Here is a 14,824-nt window from a genome sequence, read left to right as displayed (position 1 = left end):
ACATATATCAGCTTCATACAGCTTGGTTACAGCAACCAAGCCATAAACAAGGCTTAAGCTAGTAAAACTACAGAGAAGCTCTTTCACATTGAAGCCTGCACACATTAAATACCTCTATGAACACTGTTCCTAGTCAGTATCGGGTATGAGTTCAGAGGGAGCGTCATTCATACAGAGCAGATAAGTAGTAATGCTAAAGAGCAGGCTCTTTAGCTTATTCTATATAAACATTGATATTCATATGTAAGTTCCTTGGAACACTGTTCAACAGCCTACTAACCAAAATTCCACAAGTGGAATTTTGAGGTTGGTATTTCGTTACCGATGAATATTGAAGCCTATGTTCAACGCCTACCAAATTGAGATGGGGGTTACGTTGCCGATGCCAGAGTCCCACACGTGGAATTTTGGGGTTGGTGTTGCATTATCAATGATTATTGAAACTGATGTTCAACACCTACCAAATTGAGATTGAGATTGAGATTAAGGTTACGTTGCCGATGCCAGAGTCCCACAGGTGGGATTTTGGGAATTGGTGTTCACTACCAATGAGTATTGAAACTGATGTTCAACACCTACCAAATTGAGATTAAGGTTGCGTTGCCTATGCCAGAGTCCCACTGGTGAGATTTTGGGGATTGGTGTTTCACTACCAATGAATATTGAAGCTAATGTTCAACACCTACCAAATTGAGATTAAGGTTACGTTGTCGATGCCAAAATTCCACAAGTGGAATTTTCATATACTCCCTCCCCCATGAACACAGTTCTTACCCTAACTACAGGCTTTGGTATTTCTAGCCACAGAAACTTAGCCTTAAATAATGGTTCTTATGGGTATACCCATCACATCCATATGAACTAATGATTCATTTAGTTTGAAGGATGACTTAAATGAGCTATAGTTCATAAAGATATCTAAATGAACCATCAGGAGCTAGCGGTATGATTTATGGGTATTTACGAGCATCGACTTTCGAGCAAGATGCTACTCGTGCAAAAGCTTACCTCGAAAGATTTGCAGATGAGCATAAAGTAACAATAACGGAGTACTTCATTGAAAATGCTTCTGGTCGAGATTTTGAACGACCAGTCCTGAATCAAATGATCAATATTGCAAAGAATGGCGACACTATTCTTGTTGAGCAGTTAGATCGATTAACACGTCTGTCTTCTGATGATTGGGAAAGACTGAAAAACAAGCTAGTTCAATCTGGAGTATCTATCGTTGCGCTTGATATTCCTACAAGCTATCAACTTCTGAAAAAAAGCGACTCTGTCACTGATGAGCTTACTAGCATTATTTTCAAGAAAATTAATGAGCTTCTTTTTGACGTGCTAGCTGCTATTGCTTCAAAGGACTATGAAGATAGAAGAAGGCGGCAAGCTGAAGGAATTGAGAAAGCTAAAAATGATGGGAAATACAAAGGGAAGCAGCAAACTCAAAAAACCATTGATAAGTGTATTATGGCTAACGATTACATAACCAATAATTCTCTTTCACAAATAAAGGCTTGCCAGCTAGCAGAGGTGTCTATTTCAACTTGGAGAAGATTTAACAAAAGCAAACAACTCGGGGTTACTTCTTGATACGTTTCTAATCAAGCTATTGAGAGTGCGTGCATTCCATTATTGCGCACTTTAATAATTGAGTGAGGTGATCTAAGGATCGCTTCAATTAATACTAAACTTTCAGTAGTTTTGCACCTGTACGGTGCAAGTATGAAAAAATTGATCAGAAGTTCCGTTTATTTGAGTTGGAGATACTGAACTTTCGATCTTTCAGCATAAAATTTGAGTAATTACAGCGATCCTTAGATCACCTTGCGTTACCATATTTTGCTTCTTGACCGTCCGAACTTTCACTCACCGAGTGACGCGTAGTGTAAAGTGCTTTTGATTGCCATAACTTTAATCGCGGGTCATTCCGTTGCGCTTCAAAATCAGTATTTCTCATTAACTCTTGTATGTCATATTTTAGCTGCTTACGTGTCATCATCGAAATCCTTTAAACAATAATACTGAATAGTCTAGTTTCACTTTTACTGTAATCACAATGTTTGATCTCATAAGCAAACAATGGACAGCATCAACCCTTAGTAGTTTCACTCTCACTCAACTACTCGGATGCAGTATCTACATAGGCAAGTCTAATGAAGGCTGATGCCCACGCCCTTGGACTTCCTCTTCAAAACCAAGGGCTTTATAACCTTTCTCTCGCTTCTTAAACATTCGTTGTAACATTGGCAATTTAGTATCTACGTAGTCAATCACCTTCACTTCTATTTTACCTTGATATTGCCTTTGAATTCGCCCTACATACTGTATTAGCGAGCCTTTCCACGATACAGGTAACGCTAAGATCAATGTATCCAGCCTCGGTAAATCAAACCCTTCACCGATAAACTTTCCTGTGGCAACAAGTACCTGAGCTGAGTCGAGCTGATCCATCACTTGTTTCAGAGACTTCTTTTTCATAGCTCCAACAAGTAGCTGAACTTGAACCCCCTCTTCAACCAAAGCATTATAAATAGTGGCTGCATGCTCTCTTCTCTCAGTCAAAATGATAGGAACTCGACCTTTCAATATTTCAGATTGAGTATCAGATAAGATTTGCTTGTTTCTCTCAGGATGTTCCATAAGCCAACGATAGACTTCTGATATATGTGGCTTTGATTCATCATTAGTCAGAACAAGCGGTGGTACATACGCGAGTTTTCTGCAATGCAGTATCTGTTGGAATTGAGATGTTTTATCAATCTTGATCGTGTGTCTCACCCTACCTAATTGCATAAAAATAATGGGTTGATGCCCATCTCTACGTTCTAAAGTCGCACTTACCCCATAGACATATTTCGCATGAGCCTCTGACAACACACGTTCATATTGCGGTGCAGATAAATGATGGCATTCATCAACAATGATCTGACCATACTCCTGAATCATTGGGTTTACAGTATTATCACCTCGGTTTATCAGGCTTTGATAGGTAGCAATATCGACTTGAGCTGTTGGTTTTTTCCTTGCCCCAGTATAAATACCGATATCAATGCCGTCAGAGAAGGCTGTTAAACGTTCCTTCCATTGGTCTGCGAGTTGCTTGCTATGCACTAAAATCAGCGTATTAACTTTGCGTTGAGCTATCAGACCGATAGCCGTCACCGTCTTACCGAAAGCAGTTGGAGCATGTAGCACACCACAATCAAACTTAAGCAAGGAGTCCACTGCTTTTTGCTGTGATTGTCGTAACTCACCCTGAAAGTTAACTAACTCCAACTTCTGCCCAAGCGTTCTTTTATCAACGAGATCTACCTTAATATGCAGATCCGCCAAGATTTCCTGTACATCATCAAGGCAGCCTCTAGGTAAGCTTAAATAGCCATTATCTAACTCCGCTAAGCATATAAAGCGAGCTATACCATTAGTTGAAAGACGCATGCCCTGCACTTTAAAAAACTTGGGGTTAGAAAATGATGCTAACTTTTTGAGTCTAGCGACTAATGGATTAGGAAACTCTGAGAGAGGTAAATAAATGCGGTTTGCCAATACTGCGGTTACGTTTGACGGACACCCATCAATGCCCGATGTTGGCAATACGTTACGTTCCCATGGTTTCAAGTCACTAACGTCTGGTTGTTTAACTTTTTTCTCTATAGCCGATATCAGCTTTTCAAGTTTAGATACTGGTACTTTCTGAACTGATTTTAGTGCCAACCATTGATCGGCATAGGGTTGACCAAAACGATCCAAAAACACTGAGTTTTGATTAGCCCTTGCTTGTTTTTGTAAGGGTAAGGCTATTAGATTGCCGATTCCGCCAGTGGGTAAAACATCCTGATTAGGGAAGAGGCGGTCATAAGAATCAAAAGCTAATGCACTATGAATTTGCATCGCTTTGTCTAAGAGAAGAAAGCCTAATTCTCTTGCGTCCTTTGCTGTTGTTGCGGATTCAAAGAAAATCCAGACATGCGCTCCTTTACCTGAACGAGAGCGCTCCCACAAACAATCCAGATCATAAAACTCACACGCTTCAACATAAGCTTGAGATGCCTGAAGCCAGTCGCTTTTATCAAAATCTATGGCTAATAAGAAACACGAATTGTCAGGCTGTATAGGGTATAAGCCAATAACTTCAGCGCCAGTTAAGTGACGATAGATCGCATCTCTATCCAGAGGTTTAAAAGCTTGATTCAAGCACTCTAAACACTTTACCTTCGGCTTTTCACATACCCCTTGCTGCCACTCATTGGAGCAAGCTATTGAGTAACCATTTCGACCTGCCGAGTTTTGCCAACGATTAGCGTAACAGTGGTGATTTCCTCGGAAGTAACTTTGAAATAGTTCGATTTTCTGTCCTGGAGTTAACAGAGTTTGCTCTGGATTCACAGTACTAGACAGTAACTCATTTCGTCTTTTCTCAAGCTGAGATAGCTCGGATTTCAACTGTTCAATTCTTTGATTTACTGACTCAAGCTCATCCATGCTAAATATCATCCTGTATATAGATAAGTCAAAGCCAAGGGCTTTGAGTGTTCTATCTAAACATAATGTATATATCCTCCCTTCTACAAGGGATACGCACACTATCATCCCCCATAAGGGATAGTCACACTATCATACCCTATAAGGGATAGTCACGCTATCATCCCCTATAAGGGATAGTCACACTATCATCCCCTATAAGGGATAGTCACACTATCATCCCCTATAAGGGATAGTCACACTATCATCCCCTATAAGGGATAGTCACACTATCATCCCCTATAAGGGATAGTCACACTATCATCCCCTATAAGGGATAGTCACACTATCATCCCCTATAAGGGATAGTCACACTATCATCCCCTATAAGGGATAGTCACACTATCATCCCCTATAAGGGATAGTCACACTATCATCCCCTATAAGGGATAGTCACACTATCATCCCCTATAAGGGATAGTCACACTATCATCCCTTATAAGGGATAGTCACACTATCATCCCTTATAAGGGATACGTACAATTCAAAAACAAATTAGTATCCCCTATAAGGGATAATGTTATACTCTATGTATAAAGCACACAATTATGCATCTAAAATTCAAACAAATAGGAAGCTAATACATGATATATAGCCCAAAGCAACTTGCTGATAGCATGCTTCTTATAAGGCAAAAGAACAACTGGAGTCAGACTGAGCTAGCCAAAAGAGTTGGTATAAAGCAATCAACGATATCCAACTTCGAGAACAACCCAAATCTCACTACACTCTCAACTTTTTTTAAACTGCTCCAAGCCATGAACTTAACACTGAAGTTAGAAGAAAGGAGCCTAGTACAACATTGTAACGATAATGATGAGGAAGACTGGTAATGCAAGAACTACTAGCTTATATGAATGGAGAGCTTGTCGGCAGATTACAAAAACAATCGAATGGTGCTCATTCTTTCCAGTATGATTCAGACTGGATAAATAACAGAAAAGCCCGCCCCCTATCTTTATCATTAAAGTTGCAAATAGCACCAATAAAATCAGATGCAGTTATTAATTACTTTGATAACCTTTTGCCTGATGCACCAAAAGTTAGAGAAAGAATAGTTGCTAGATATAAAGCCTCTTCTAAGCAACCATTTGACCTTTTAAAAGAGGTAGGTAAAGACAGTGTTGGTGCAATAGCCTTATTACCTCCAGAGCAACCTTATAATGAAGATAAGATCAATTATGAGACGCTAAATGAAGAAAAGCTTGAAAATGTTCTTCTCGCATACAAGTCAGATATACCCTTAGGGATGCTTGAAGAAGAGGAAGACTTCAGAATATCAGTGGCGGGCGCACAAGAAAAAACGGCTCTTCTTCGCTCCAACGACCAATGGTGCATACCGAAAGGCAATACACCAACTACTCATATTATCAAGTTACCTATTGGAGAAATACAGCAAGCTCATGCAACGTTAGATCTAACAGATAGCGTTGAAAATGAATACCTTTGTATTGAGTTGGCTAGAGAGCTTGGTTTCGAAGTGCCTAATGTTGAGATCATCCATACTGAAAAAGTTAAAGCACTAGCAGTAGAACGTTTCGATAGACGCTGGAACAAAGATAAAACAAATTTATTGCGATTACCTCAAGAGGATATTTGCCAAGTTTTCGGAAAACCTTCATCTATAAAGTATGAGTCTCAAGGTGGTCCTGGTATCGCTGAAATAATGGATCTTTTGATGGGGTCGAGTAACGCACTAGAAGACCAATACAACTTCATGAAGTTCCAAGTTTTCCAGTGGGCAATTGGCGCTACAGATGGACATGCTAAGAACTTTTCCATTTTTATTGAAAAAGGAGGAAGCTATAAGCTTACCCCTTTTTACGACATTCTATCTGCTTATGTTGTCCTTGGAGGAAAAGGGTTAAATATAAGAAAGCTAAAGTTAGCTATGGGGATAAAAGCAACTCGTGGTAAGAAGTATGAAATAAATAAAATCTACGCTCGTCACTTCTTAGCTACAGCCATATCTGTAGGATTTAGCAAAGAAAAGATGCAGCAAATCTTAGACGATATCCAAGTTGAGCTTCCTCAAGCAATTGAACGACTAAAAGCTAGACTTCCAGATAGCTTTCCTGAAGAAGTTTCGACAGCTATATTCGATAATTCTCTAAAAATGGTAAAAAAACTAGGTATAAATTCAGGCCAATAACCCCTTTCAATATCAATAAATACAATAGAAAAGTCCAAAGAGCTTCCGCTCTTTGTGTTATCTACTCATAGCTATCGCTGCCAGTTTAACTCCCTAAGTGGGAGCTGAACCCAGTTGACACCTCAAGGTAATTAATCCATATTTTCAGTACTAAATCGACACAAAACCAAAAAATCAATTCCAAGTAAGGCATTGAAAATAAAGGAAAATAAAAGACTTTGGAAGCACCTCCCGCCAGCTCCACCAAACGTTTGGAAAGGGCCAACTCGAAAGAGTTGGCCCTTTTTGTTTGCCTTTAATCTAGATTTGACCAAACACAAATAACAATATGATGCCTGATATGCGATTACACCGTTGGAGTGGATGCTCGCCATGCTTGGTTTTGACTATCAGCGATAGAGCGGAAAAGCTCACGCAGCTCTTTTAGCAAACCTTCTTGGAAGCCAATGTTTTCATCGGCTCTCTGTTTGTCTGCTTGAGCACGAGTTGCTAATACCTCATCCTCTTTGCTTCGAGCTTGAGCTTTCGTTTGCTCTACATTTGCAGCTGAATTCGCCATTTGGCCAAGTCCCTGCAGTACCGCGTTCTTCGATTGGTTTGCGCCCATCATCTTGTCGAACTTACGGCCACCACTACTCAAAGTATTTGTCGTGTCAGTAATGCTATCTTTTGCGAACGCTTGAGCACGTCTCACTTGATCTTGCTGAGTTTTCGACAAGTTAGTATTGCCCATTAACTCTTCAACCTGATCAAAGCCTGCTTTTTGCGTCTTCAATACATTGTTGCTCGCGACTTCTGCCTTGATTTCTTTGCCCGCTTTGAAAGAACCCACGGCACCAATAATAGCAGTCACACCAGCCAATACGCCTGATACTACCGCCATCGCGATCATCGCTTTGGCAGAATTGTTCAACTCTTCCGCTTGGCTCTTGATGCTTGCAACGTTTGCTTCAACGGCAATTTCACGTTGCAGGACCTGTTGCTCACGGCTTAACTTAGACACTTGGTAGAGCAGAGTAATCAGAGACAGGGATTGCGAAATGGTATCCGATGGTGACTTAATCACTTGCTCACCATTCAATGCTTTTTCTGTGGTTTGCATCAATAGATTTACGGTTGGAGCCAACGCGCTCATCAGCTTTTCTACCACACGAGCTTGTTCGCCAATCGCAGGAGCTTTTGGCCCATCTAATTGGTAGTTCTTCGCACCCGTTACTGCACTATCATTACTGCTACGGATAGCGGCGGCTTCGGTTTTAGTCTCAGACGTTTTCTCTGTGTGAGTTGTTTTACCTAGTTCACCCAAACCGTAAAGGTCAGCGCGCCCAGTATTACTAATTTTATCTAACATAGTTGCTCCTTAAACCGTCGCTGGACGACTCATTACTGCTTGTATCGTTTCGCCTTTCGCCTGAATCATCTGCATGATGATACTCATTAGCTCTTGGAAATCTTCCATCAGCTTGGCGATTTCTTCTTTAAGTTTGTCGATCACCGCTTGGCCAAGCGTCATCTTCGCCCTTAAATCTGTAATGTCAGCTTGGATTTCAGTTACATGCGCATTGTTTGCAGCATGAACACTGTCCGTGCTCCCCTTACCTACATTAACAGTAAGATCGACGGTCTCAGCACCATAACGGATTGCCTTCGCGGTGGTTGTCGCCGCTTTAGAGCCCATATCGGCAATTTTAGCCATGTTTGTCGCCGCTTTGGTTGCGATATCAGTGACTTTTTGTGCAATTGAACTTGCACTTTTCGCTGCTAACTTCGCAACACCACTCGCAGCAGCACCACCAAATGTGACTACAGCGCCAATGACGGCAGTCGCAAGCTCTAACGCCATGACGACTTTATTAAGTATATCGACGTTAAGTCCGGCCTCTTTCATTGCCTCTTGAACAGCAGGCTCTTGCAGAGTCATATTGATTGCGCCCATCACGCCGCCTGCGATCATTAATGCGCCAGCTGCAGCACCAACACCCGTCGCAACCATGATGGCACCAACGACAATAGAGACAACAGCACTGATCCAACCGAAGATTTTAGAGGCTAAGCCTGACTTCTGAGCTTCTTTTGCCGCAGCTTCAGACTCTTTGATCTTCTCTTGGTTTTCTGCCATTTCTTGCTCATGCTTCGCTTTCGCTACTTTCACTTCCTGAATTTTAAGATCGTTTTGAGCGCTCTTCAGTTTGTCTGTGATTGCAGCCAGCTCCACTTCAAAGTCATCCGCAGAACCTGCGATGATTCTCACTGCTAGCGAGCCCGTATTGTCGGCCACCGCATGCAAAACCTTGGCAATCGAGTCTACGATTTTTTGTAGCTGAGCCATGGCTTTCAGCGTAAGTTCATTCACCTTATCGCTTACTGCGGCATTAGGTGCATCAAGCTGAACTTTTACCTTACCGGTGTTCAATGCTTCAGCATCTTTACCTTTTACGTTTTCAACGGTAACTGACGGCGATGCATAAGCAGCGGTCTTGTTAACCTTGTTTAACGTAGTTTGGTCAGAATCAGGTGTATATAACTGACTCTGAGTGCGGTCAAGTGCAATAGAAATCATGTTCTAGTTACTCCTTTTGTTTATCACCGCTTCTAACATGATGTCTGCTCGTTGATGCAAGTCTGCATACTCTGATTTCCCGGCAGACATCTCCTTCGCGCTATAAAACCCACTCTCTGCTTCTGTCAAGTTCTCAAGCTTAAGGTGACATTCTGCAGAGTGGAAAGGTGGGCGTGGATCATTAATATCCACAAGCGCAGCGTAGCTGTAGGCATCAATCGCCTGCAGGTACTCACCCAGTTCCTGACGAGCGGCTCCCAAACCAATAAAAAAGCGCGCTTGGTAATGATCAAGCATGCTAAGTAGTTGGAAAATCTTAGCGGCTTGCTCTACCTTACCTGATTGGAAAAAGTTATATCCAACCGCATAAATGTGCTCGATAGTATCTGCCGATACGTCGTGCAGCATTTTTAACGTTCCCCCATCCTCTAGAAATGAAAGGAGTTCATCTGCTTGCATTTGAGATGGGTCAGTTGCCGCGTTTTGTGTAGTCATGGTTGTTTATCCTTAAATCGCTCGTAGGATTTCTTGTAAAATACTGTGATACTTCTGAACAAACTTGTTCATCGCTTCAACGGTAGAGTTGTATTGAGAACTGGTGTCGTTCAGCTCAGTGGTTTTGATTTGCACTTCATCATTAAGCAACTTGGATTTAGCACTGACAGAACTAGAAAAATTAGACAGTTTTTTTGACTTCTCTTCGTCTTTAAAGCTTGCATTGTTAGACAAACTTACTCCCTGCTTTTGCAGAAAGTCTTGATGATTGTTAATACCGTTGTCTGTTAGGTACTTATACTCAGGTGAAGCTTTGAAGTCTGCATTTGAGCTATAGTTAAAATCTGCAGCAGCAAACCCATAATCAACAGGTTTGTATGTGCCATCTACACTTTGTTTGGAGTGAATCTTTGACTGAACGACGCCAAATACTTTCAACTGAACGGTGAGGTTCTCTAACGTTTCTTTCTGCTCATTTCGTTTTTCAAGTCGGTTAACGCGACGCTCGTTTAGGGCAAACAACACGCGCTCATCAAAGCGATCACCAATGCTGGATTCAATCACAGACAATAAATCGCGAGCAGTCAGAGAGTGTTCCGCTTTAACATCAGCGTGCTCTTTCCCGTCGGGTCCTGTGGTTATCTTCTTTTCTTCTTCTGAGATTTTGCTCAAGCGCGTATTTAACTTGCTAAGGTTCTCCATCATTCTTTGATGACGCGTAATGAAATCAGTACCAATGTCTTTTCTGGCAACAATCTTCTCAAACAGCAGGTTTATGTCTCGTGCAGTATTTTGTTTTATGAGATCAACCTGATCTTGCGTCGCTTGGTATTTCTGTACCTTATGGAGGTTACCGTAAAAAGCATCGACTTGCGTGTTCACAAGGCTTAGCGCAATGCTAGAAAACAAACTCGAAAGTGTTATTGCATCTGGGGAGTTCTTGAGTTCGTTTACCACGTTATTAAGTACGGCTTGTAATTCATCTTTACCGCCAGTGGTATAACTATTTGCGAACTGACCTTTCACTTGTTTTGCAAGATCATTTAATGCGTCGTTAAGCTCCTGTTTAGACATACCAGGAATCCAAGCAATCTTGCCTGCCAAAACCTCTAAGTCACTTTTACTTAACTTGATATCTACGCTGTCAAAAGAAGCAACCAGTTGAGCTGTAACCGCTGCACTGAAGCTTTCTTGCGTTAGCAAGTAGTCCGAGTTCTTGAGCCCGTTGGTGTCTACCGAGACTAAATTACTAAAAGCATTGCGTAAAAATGAAATCGCACTATCACGGACTTCGCTAGAGCTCATTTGCTGTGCAAGAGCGTCTACAAATTTGCTGATCTCTGCTGTCGCGGCTTTAAGCTCGCTCGCATCTAGGGCTGCAATTTGCTGCGCTTGGGTGCTTTGGCTTCTTAAACGAAACTCATTGATAAAATCTGTTGGAAGCGAGCTGTCGACCGTATCTTTTAATTGCTTATCGAACCAAGACTGGAATTGATGCGCGAGCGTGTTGTTTAGGCCAGTTACTACATCTTGAGGCGCAATCTGACCATTCACCGCTTGGTGTTGCAGTGACTGCATCCAATGCGCAGCAGTTTCAGCGGCAGCAGTCCCCGTAAAAGCATCTTGCTTCTTTAACAAGGTGTCCAATGAATCTGCATAAAGATCCAAGCTTTCTTGTTCCGTGCGCCCAACGACCATGGGTAATTGGCGAATCTGTGACTCTAATTGATTCGGGTCGATATGGGCATCGCTTAGAATTGGAGAAAGGGTCTTAACCAAACTCTGGTGGAATACGATCTGAGAATCACGATTGGCTGTTGTATTGAGAACTCCGGTGATGGAGTTCATGGTTGTCATATCCGTCATGTAAAAACCTTTAGATCACCATGCCACGCATCATGGTCGGTCGCTTGCGCCGAGTGCCTTTAGTGCTCGCGGCTTGTGGCTGATGCTGTTGTTGTCTGCGGTGTTGTACTTCTTCAAGCAGCTCATGCTCTGCTTGTTTCATCAATTGAGGCGAAGCATTTAACCCATCGAGCAGAATGTTGCCTGCAACAGGACCAACGCCTAATCCTTCGAGTAGTTCATTGAATACCTCAGTCCTGTCTTCTGCATTGCGAATAGCAAGTTCTGATTTTTCAATGGTTTCAGTAAAGGGTTGCTTCATCTTGGGTCCTATCTTAAAGCGAAGCATCTCTGGGATGCTGTCAGTAACAGTCGAGAGTTTTTACTTTTTTCTCTTTTTAAGTGGGCGGTAATCACTGAGGCGCAAGAAGTACCAATCCTCTTGTTCATCATGGCTCGCGCCGCAGGCTCGTAAGTAGAATTGTGCTAATCGCTGGCTGCTCATGTTGCTACCTCGCAATACATCAACGTTGCCACGAATAGCCCAGTCGAGCGGGTACAAACGGATGGCATGTTCTGCGAGCATAAATAGCGCGGAGAAAGGGTTGCTTAGACCTTGGTTTGGGCTAATTCTTCGCAGTAATACGATGATGATTTCACCCTCTTCGACACGGAAGACCAGCTCCATCCCATCACATTCATAACGATGACCAAGTAAGATGGTACTTTTCTGCCAAAAGTAGGGCGTCACTTCGATGCCTGACGCCACTAGAGACTGAGTGAGAAGGCATTTCATCACATACCTACCCTACCAAGCGGTTGAATATTGATTTGTTGCGTCAGCTCTTGGAACGACAACACTGGCAGTTCGTAGTACTCAGATTCAATCAATTTACGTACGTAACGACGCACGTCCATCGACACCACCAGCACAGGTTTATTTGGCATGCGGCTCAAATCACCGATGGTTTGCTTAACGTCGCTGACAAACTGTTGAGTCACAGAGGGGTCAAGCGCTAAGTAGCTACCCGCCGAAGTCTGGCGGATACCGTTACGGATCGTATCCTCCAAACTCTGATCCAAAAGATAGGCTGGCAGCATATTTTGACCGCTGGCGTACTTGTAACAGATGTAGCGTTTCAAGCTGGAACGGATGTATTCAGTCAGTTGAACCACGTCTTTCTCTTTTTGTCCCCACTCAACCATGGCTTCTAAGATCACCCGTAAGTTACGAATAGATATATCCTCAGAAACGAGGCGTTGCAGGATTTCCGTCATCTTTTGCAGAGGCACAATACGTTGCGCTTCTTTTACCAGCTCGGAATAGCTGCCTTCCATTTGCTCAAGCAGATAGCGGGTCTCTTGAATACCGATGAAGTCTTGCGCGTACTCTTTCAAAACGTGAGACAAGTGATAAGTCAGAATGCGATCGGGGGTCAGAAAGCCCACATGACTGTTTTGCAGTTTTTCATAATGACTTTGGTCAACCCAAAGACTCGTAATGCCCGGCAGAAAGTCGTCATCTTTTTCATAAGGTACGCCCAGTAAATCGATCTGTTCATTACCTTCTGTTACCAGCAGTTTCTCGCTTTCAATTCGACCACGAGCGACCGGCACTTCTTGCAATTGAATCAAATACTCGCCGTTACTCATTCCCTCGTTGAAGCGTAAATGAATACCGGGGAACGGGACACCGAGATCGAGATAAAGTGCACGTCTGACACGCGCAAGCTCATCGTTGAGAGCCACGGCCTCTAAACTTTCTTGCAAGCGAGAATCCAAGTCGATGAGAAGCGGTACTGTCATCGCAAACTCTTCTTGCTCACCCAGCTTGCCTTTGCTATTACGAGATGACGCCGTTTTATTGGGCTTAGCGGCTGGCGAACCAGCACCTTGGGCAACAAAGCTAGGCAAGTCAGAGCTGTCGGATTCGCTTTGTTTCTTTTGTTGGTAGGACAAGAAGAAACCACCACCACCAACAATAGCGGCAAGAACCAGGAAGGTGATCTTCGGGAAGCCCGGGATAAGAGCAAACAAAATAAGTAGAACACCACCAACCAGCAAAGCTCTTGGCTGAGCGGTTACCTGCCCCCCAATATCTGAACCTAAATCGGCAGAGTCCTCATTTGTAACACGAGTAACGATGATTCCGGCCGTAATGGCGATAAACAGGGCTGGAATTTGGGAAACCAGGCCATCACCAACAGTGAGAACAGCGAATAATTCGAGTGCTTCAGAGGCAGACATGCCCTTTTGAGTCACTCCGATGGTAACACCACCCAGTATATTCACCACGATGATAATCAGGCCCGCGATTGAGTCGCCTTTAACGAACTTCATCGCGCCATCCATCGAGCCATACATTTGGCTTTCTTTTTCGATCAATGAACGGCGGTGACGCGCCTCATGAACATCAATAACCCCAGCACGCATATCGCCATCGATACTCATCTGCTTACCCGGCATCGCGTCAAGAGAAAATCGAGCGCTGACTTCTGCAACCCTTTCAGAACCTTTGGTGATCACCATAAATTGAACAATGGTGATGATCAGGAAGACAACAATACCTACTACCAAGTTACCGCCGACCACGAAGTTACCGAAGGTGTATACGATCTGACCTGCATCACCTTGCAGCAGGATAAGTCGCGTAGTCGTAATAGAAAGTGACAAACGAAACAAGGTGGTGATCAAAAGCACGGCTGGAAATGCAGAAAATTCCAGTGGTGTAGTGATGTAGATAGCCAGCATCAATAAGACGACCGCAATGCTCATGTTGGTACCGATCAAAACGTCCACTAGTGCCGTAGGTAGAGGCAAGATCATCATAAAGACGATCGCAAGTAGCATCACGGCAAGCATGATGTCTTTACGCTGTCCGACTTTGTTTAGAGTATCAATCAACTTATTCATTTGATTCACTATTTAGAGATTGTAGATAATGTTGATGTGCTCGGCGGGCACCTTCAACATCCTGTTCTTTCCAGCGAGCTTGGCTTAGGCAAAACCACAAGCCCGCTTTATTTGATTGTTCGCTTTCCAATAAGCTTTCGCACAGCTCAATTGAACGCGTGTATCGGCCTGAATTGAGGCATGCTACCGCTAATGTTTGGCGAGCTTCCTGATGCTGAGGTTCGATTTCCAGCAGTGCATCAAGCAAGATAATCGCTTGTTCCGGCTTTTGATATTGAACTTGGAGTGCGGCGTGGATAAGCAAAAGCTCCACGTCTTTTGTCTTCAACATGGGCTTT

At 43.0% G+C, this 14,824-nt stretch carries 12 protein-coding genes; 3 read left to right on the top strand and 9 right to left on the bottom strand.

What is annotated here, in order from left to right; genetic code table 11:
* The first annotated feature begins 945 nt into the window (after window positions 1-945).
* On the top strand, window positions 946-1,590 hold the full coding sequence (locus ACMAZD_RS04095) for a recombinase family protein (RefSeq protein WP_435248669.1): 645 nt from the start codon (window positions 946-948) through the stop codon (window positions 1,588-1,590).
* Window positions 1,591-2,136: 546 nt separating this feature from the next.
* On the opposite strand, the gene ACMAZD_RS04090 is transcribed toward ACMAZD_RS04095, so the two are convergent.
* Window positions 2,137-4,590 carry a TOTE conflict system archaeo-eukaryotic primase domain-containing protein gene (locus ACMAZD_RS04090; RefSeq protein ID WP_435248668.1) on the bottom strand — a complete coding sequence of 818 codons (2,454 nt, stop codon included), beginning with the start codon at window positions 4,588-4,590 and terminating at the stop codon, window positions 2,137-2,139.
* A 515-nt stretch (window positions 4,591-5,105) separates the two neighbouring features.
* Here ACMAZD_RS04090 and hipB point away from each other — a divergent pair.
* Both hipB and ACMAZD_RS04080 read left to right on the top strand, forming a co-directional pair.
* The gene (gene hipB, locus ACMAZD_RS04085; RefSeq protein WP_435248667.1) at window positions 5,106-5,354 is read left to right on the top strand and encodes a type II toxin-antitoxin system antitoxin HipB; all 249 of its coding nucleotides are present in this window, start codon (window positions 5,106-5,108) and stop codon (window positions 5,352-5,354) included.
* Window positions 5,354-6,673 (top strand): type II toxin-antitoxin system HipA family toxin, encoded by a 1,320-nt coding sequence (locus ACMAZD_RS04080; RefSeq protein ID WP_435248666.1) that lies wholly within the window; start codon window positions 5,354-5,356, stop codon window positions 6,671-6,673. The genes hipB and ACMAZD_RS04080 overlap by 1 nt, the downstream gene beginning before the upstream one ends.
* Window positions 6,674-7,019: 346 nt before the next feature.
* Here ACMAZD_RS04080 and vopD read toward each other — a convergent pair whose 3' ends face one another.
* Genes vopD through vscY form a run of 8 tightly spaced genes read right to left on the bottom strand, consistent with a single transcriptional unit; the run spans window position 7,020 to window position 14,817 of the window.
* Window positions 7,020-8,024 carry a type III secretion system translocon subunit VopD gene (gene vopD, locus ACMAZD_RS04075; RefSeq protein WP_435248665.1) on the bottom strand — a complete coding sequence of 335 codons (1,005 nt, stop codon included), beginning with the start codon at window positions 8,022-8,024 and terminating at the stop codon, window positions 7,020-7,022.
* A 9-nt stretch (window positions 8,025-8,033) separates the two neighbouring features.
* On the bottom strand, window positions 8,034-9,233 hold the full coding sequence (gene vopB / locus ACMAZD_RS04070) for a type III secretion system translocon subunit VopB (RefSeq protein ID WP_435248664.1): 1,200 nt from the start codon (window positions 9,231-9,233) through the stop codon (window positions 8,034-8,036).
* A 3-nt stretch (window positions 9,234-9,236) separates the two neighbouring features.
* On the bottom strand, window positions 9,237-9,728 hold the full coding sequence (locus tag ACMAZD_RS04065; RefSeq protein ID WP_435248663.1) for a SycD/LcrH family type III secretion system chaperone: 492 nt from the start codon (window positions 9,726-9,728) through the stop codon (window positions 9,237-9,239).
* A gap of 12 nt (window positions 9,729-9,740) precedes the next feature.
* Entirely contained in the window at window positions 9,741-11,594 is a 1,854-nt protein-coding gene (locus tag ACMAZD_RS04060; RefSeq protein WP_435248662.1) for a virulence-associated V antigen, read from the bottom strand.
* A gap of 10 nt (window positions 11,595-11,604) precedes the next feature.
* On the bottom strand, window positions 11,605-11,895 hold the full coding sequence (locus ACMAZD_RS04055; protein ID WP_435248661.1) for an LcrG family type III secretion system chaperone: 291 nt from the start codon (window positions 11,893-11,895) through the stop codon (window positions 11,605-11,607).
* Between the two features lie 60 nt (window positions 11,896-11,955).
* Window positions 11,956-12,369, bottom strand: coding sequence for an LcrR family type III secretion system chaperone (locus ACMAZD_RS04050; protein ID WP_042605841.1), 414 nt, complete (start codon window positions 12,367-12,369; stop codon window positions 11,956-11,958).
* Window positions 12,369-14,495 carry a SctV family type III secretion system export apparatus subunit VcrD gene (gene vcrD, locus ACMAZD_RS04045; protein WP_435248660.1) on the bottom strand — a complete coding sequence of 709 codons (2,127 nt, stop codon included), beginning with the start codon at window positions 14,493-14,495 and terminating at the stop codon, window positions 12,369-12,371. The genes ACMAZD_RS04050 and vcrD overlap by 1 nt, the downstream gene beginning before the upstream one ends.
* A complete protein-coding gene (gene vscY / locus ACMAZD_RS04040) occupies window positions 14,479-14,817 on the bottom strand; it encodes a type III secretion system chaperone VscY (RefSeq protein WP_435248659.1) in 339 nt (112 codons plus the stop codon). The genes vcrD and vscY overlap by 17 nt, the downstream gene beginning before the upstream one ends.
* Between the last annotated feature and the right edge of the window lie 7 nt (window positions 14,818-14,824).

The sequence above is a fragment of the Vibrio sp. nBUS_14 genome (genome assembly GCF_051201655.1).
Classification (GTDB): Bacteria; Pseudomonadota; Gammaproteobacteria; order Enterobacterales; family Vibrionaceae; genus Vibrio.
The sequence above is the reverse complement of the archived record's forward strand: the minus strand, read 5'-3'. Positions and strand labels throughout refer to the sequence as shown.

Bases quoted from the DNA above. Each gene is read 5' to 3' on its own strand.
- ACMAZD_RS04095 (WP_435248669.1), top strand. From the start codon at position 946: ATGATTTATGGGTATTTACGAGCATCGACTTTCGAGCAAGATGCTACT.
- ACMAZD_RS04090 (WP_435248668.1), bottom strand. From the start codon at position 4,590: ATGATAGTGTGCGTATCCCTTGTAGAAGGGAGGATATATACATTATGT.
- hipB (WP_435248667.1), top strand. From the start codon at position 5,106: ATGATATATAGCCCAAAGCAACTTGCTGATAGCATGCTTCTTATAAGG.
- ACMAZD_RS04080 (WP_435248666.1), top strand. From the start codon at position 5,354: ATGCAAGAACTACTAGCTTATATGAATGGAGAGCTTGTCGGCAGATTA.
- vopD (WP_435248665.1), bottom strand. From the start codon at position 8,024: ATGTTAGATAAAATTAGTAATACTGGGCGCGCTGACCTTTACGGTTTG.
- vopB (WP_435248664.1), bottom strand. From the start codon at position 9,233: ATGATTTCTATTGCACTTGACCGCACTCAGAGTCAGTTATATACACCT.
- ACMAZD_RS04065 (WP_435248663.1), bottom strand. From the start codon at position 9,728: ATGACTACACAAAACGCGGCAACTGACCCATCTCAAATGCAAGCAGAT.
- ACMAZD_RS04060 (WP_435248662.1), bottom strand. From the start codon at position 11,594: ATGACGGATATGACAACCATGAACTCCATCACCGGAGTTCTCAATACA.
- ACMAZD_RS04055 (WP_435248661.1), bottom strand. From the start codon at position 11,895: ATGAAGCAACCCTTTACTGAAACCATTGAAAAATCAGAACTTGCTATT.
- ACMAZD_RS04050 (WP_042605841.1), bottom strand. From the start codon at position 12,369: ATGAAATGCCTTCTCACTCAGTCTCTAGTGGCGTCAGGCATCGAAGTG.
- vscY (WP_435248659.1), bottom strand. From the start codon at position 14,817: ATGTTGAAGACAAAAGACGTGGAGCTTTTGCTTATCCACGCCGCACTC.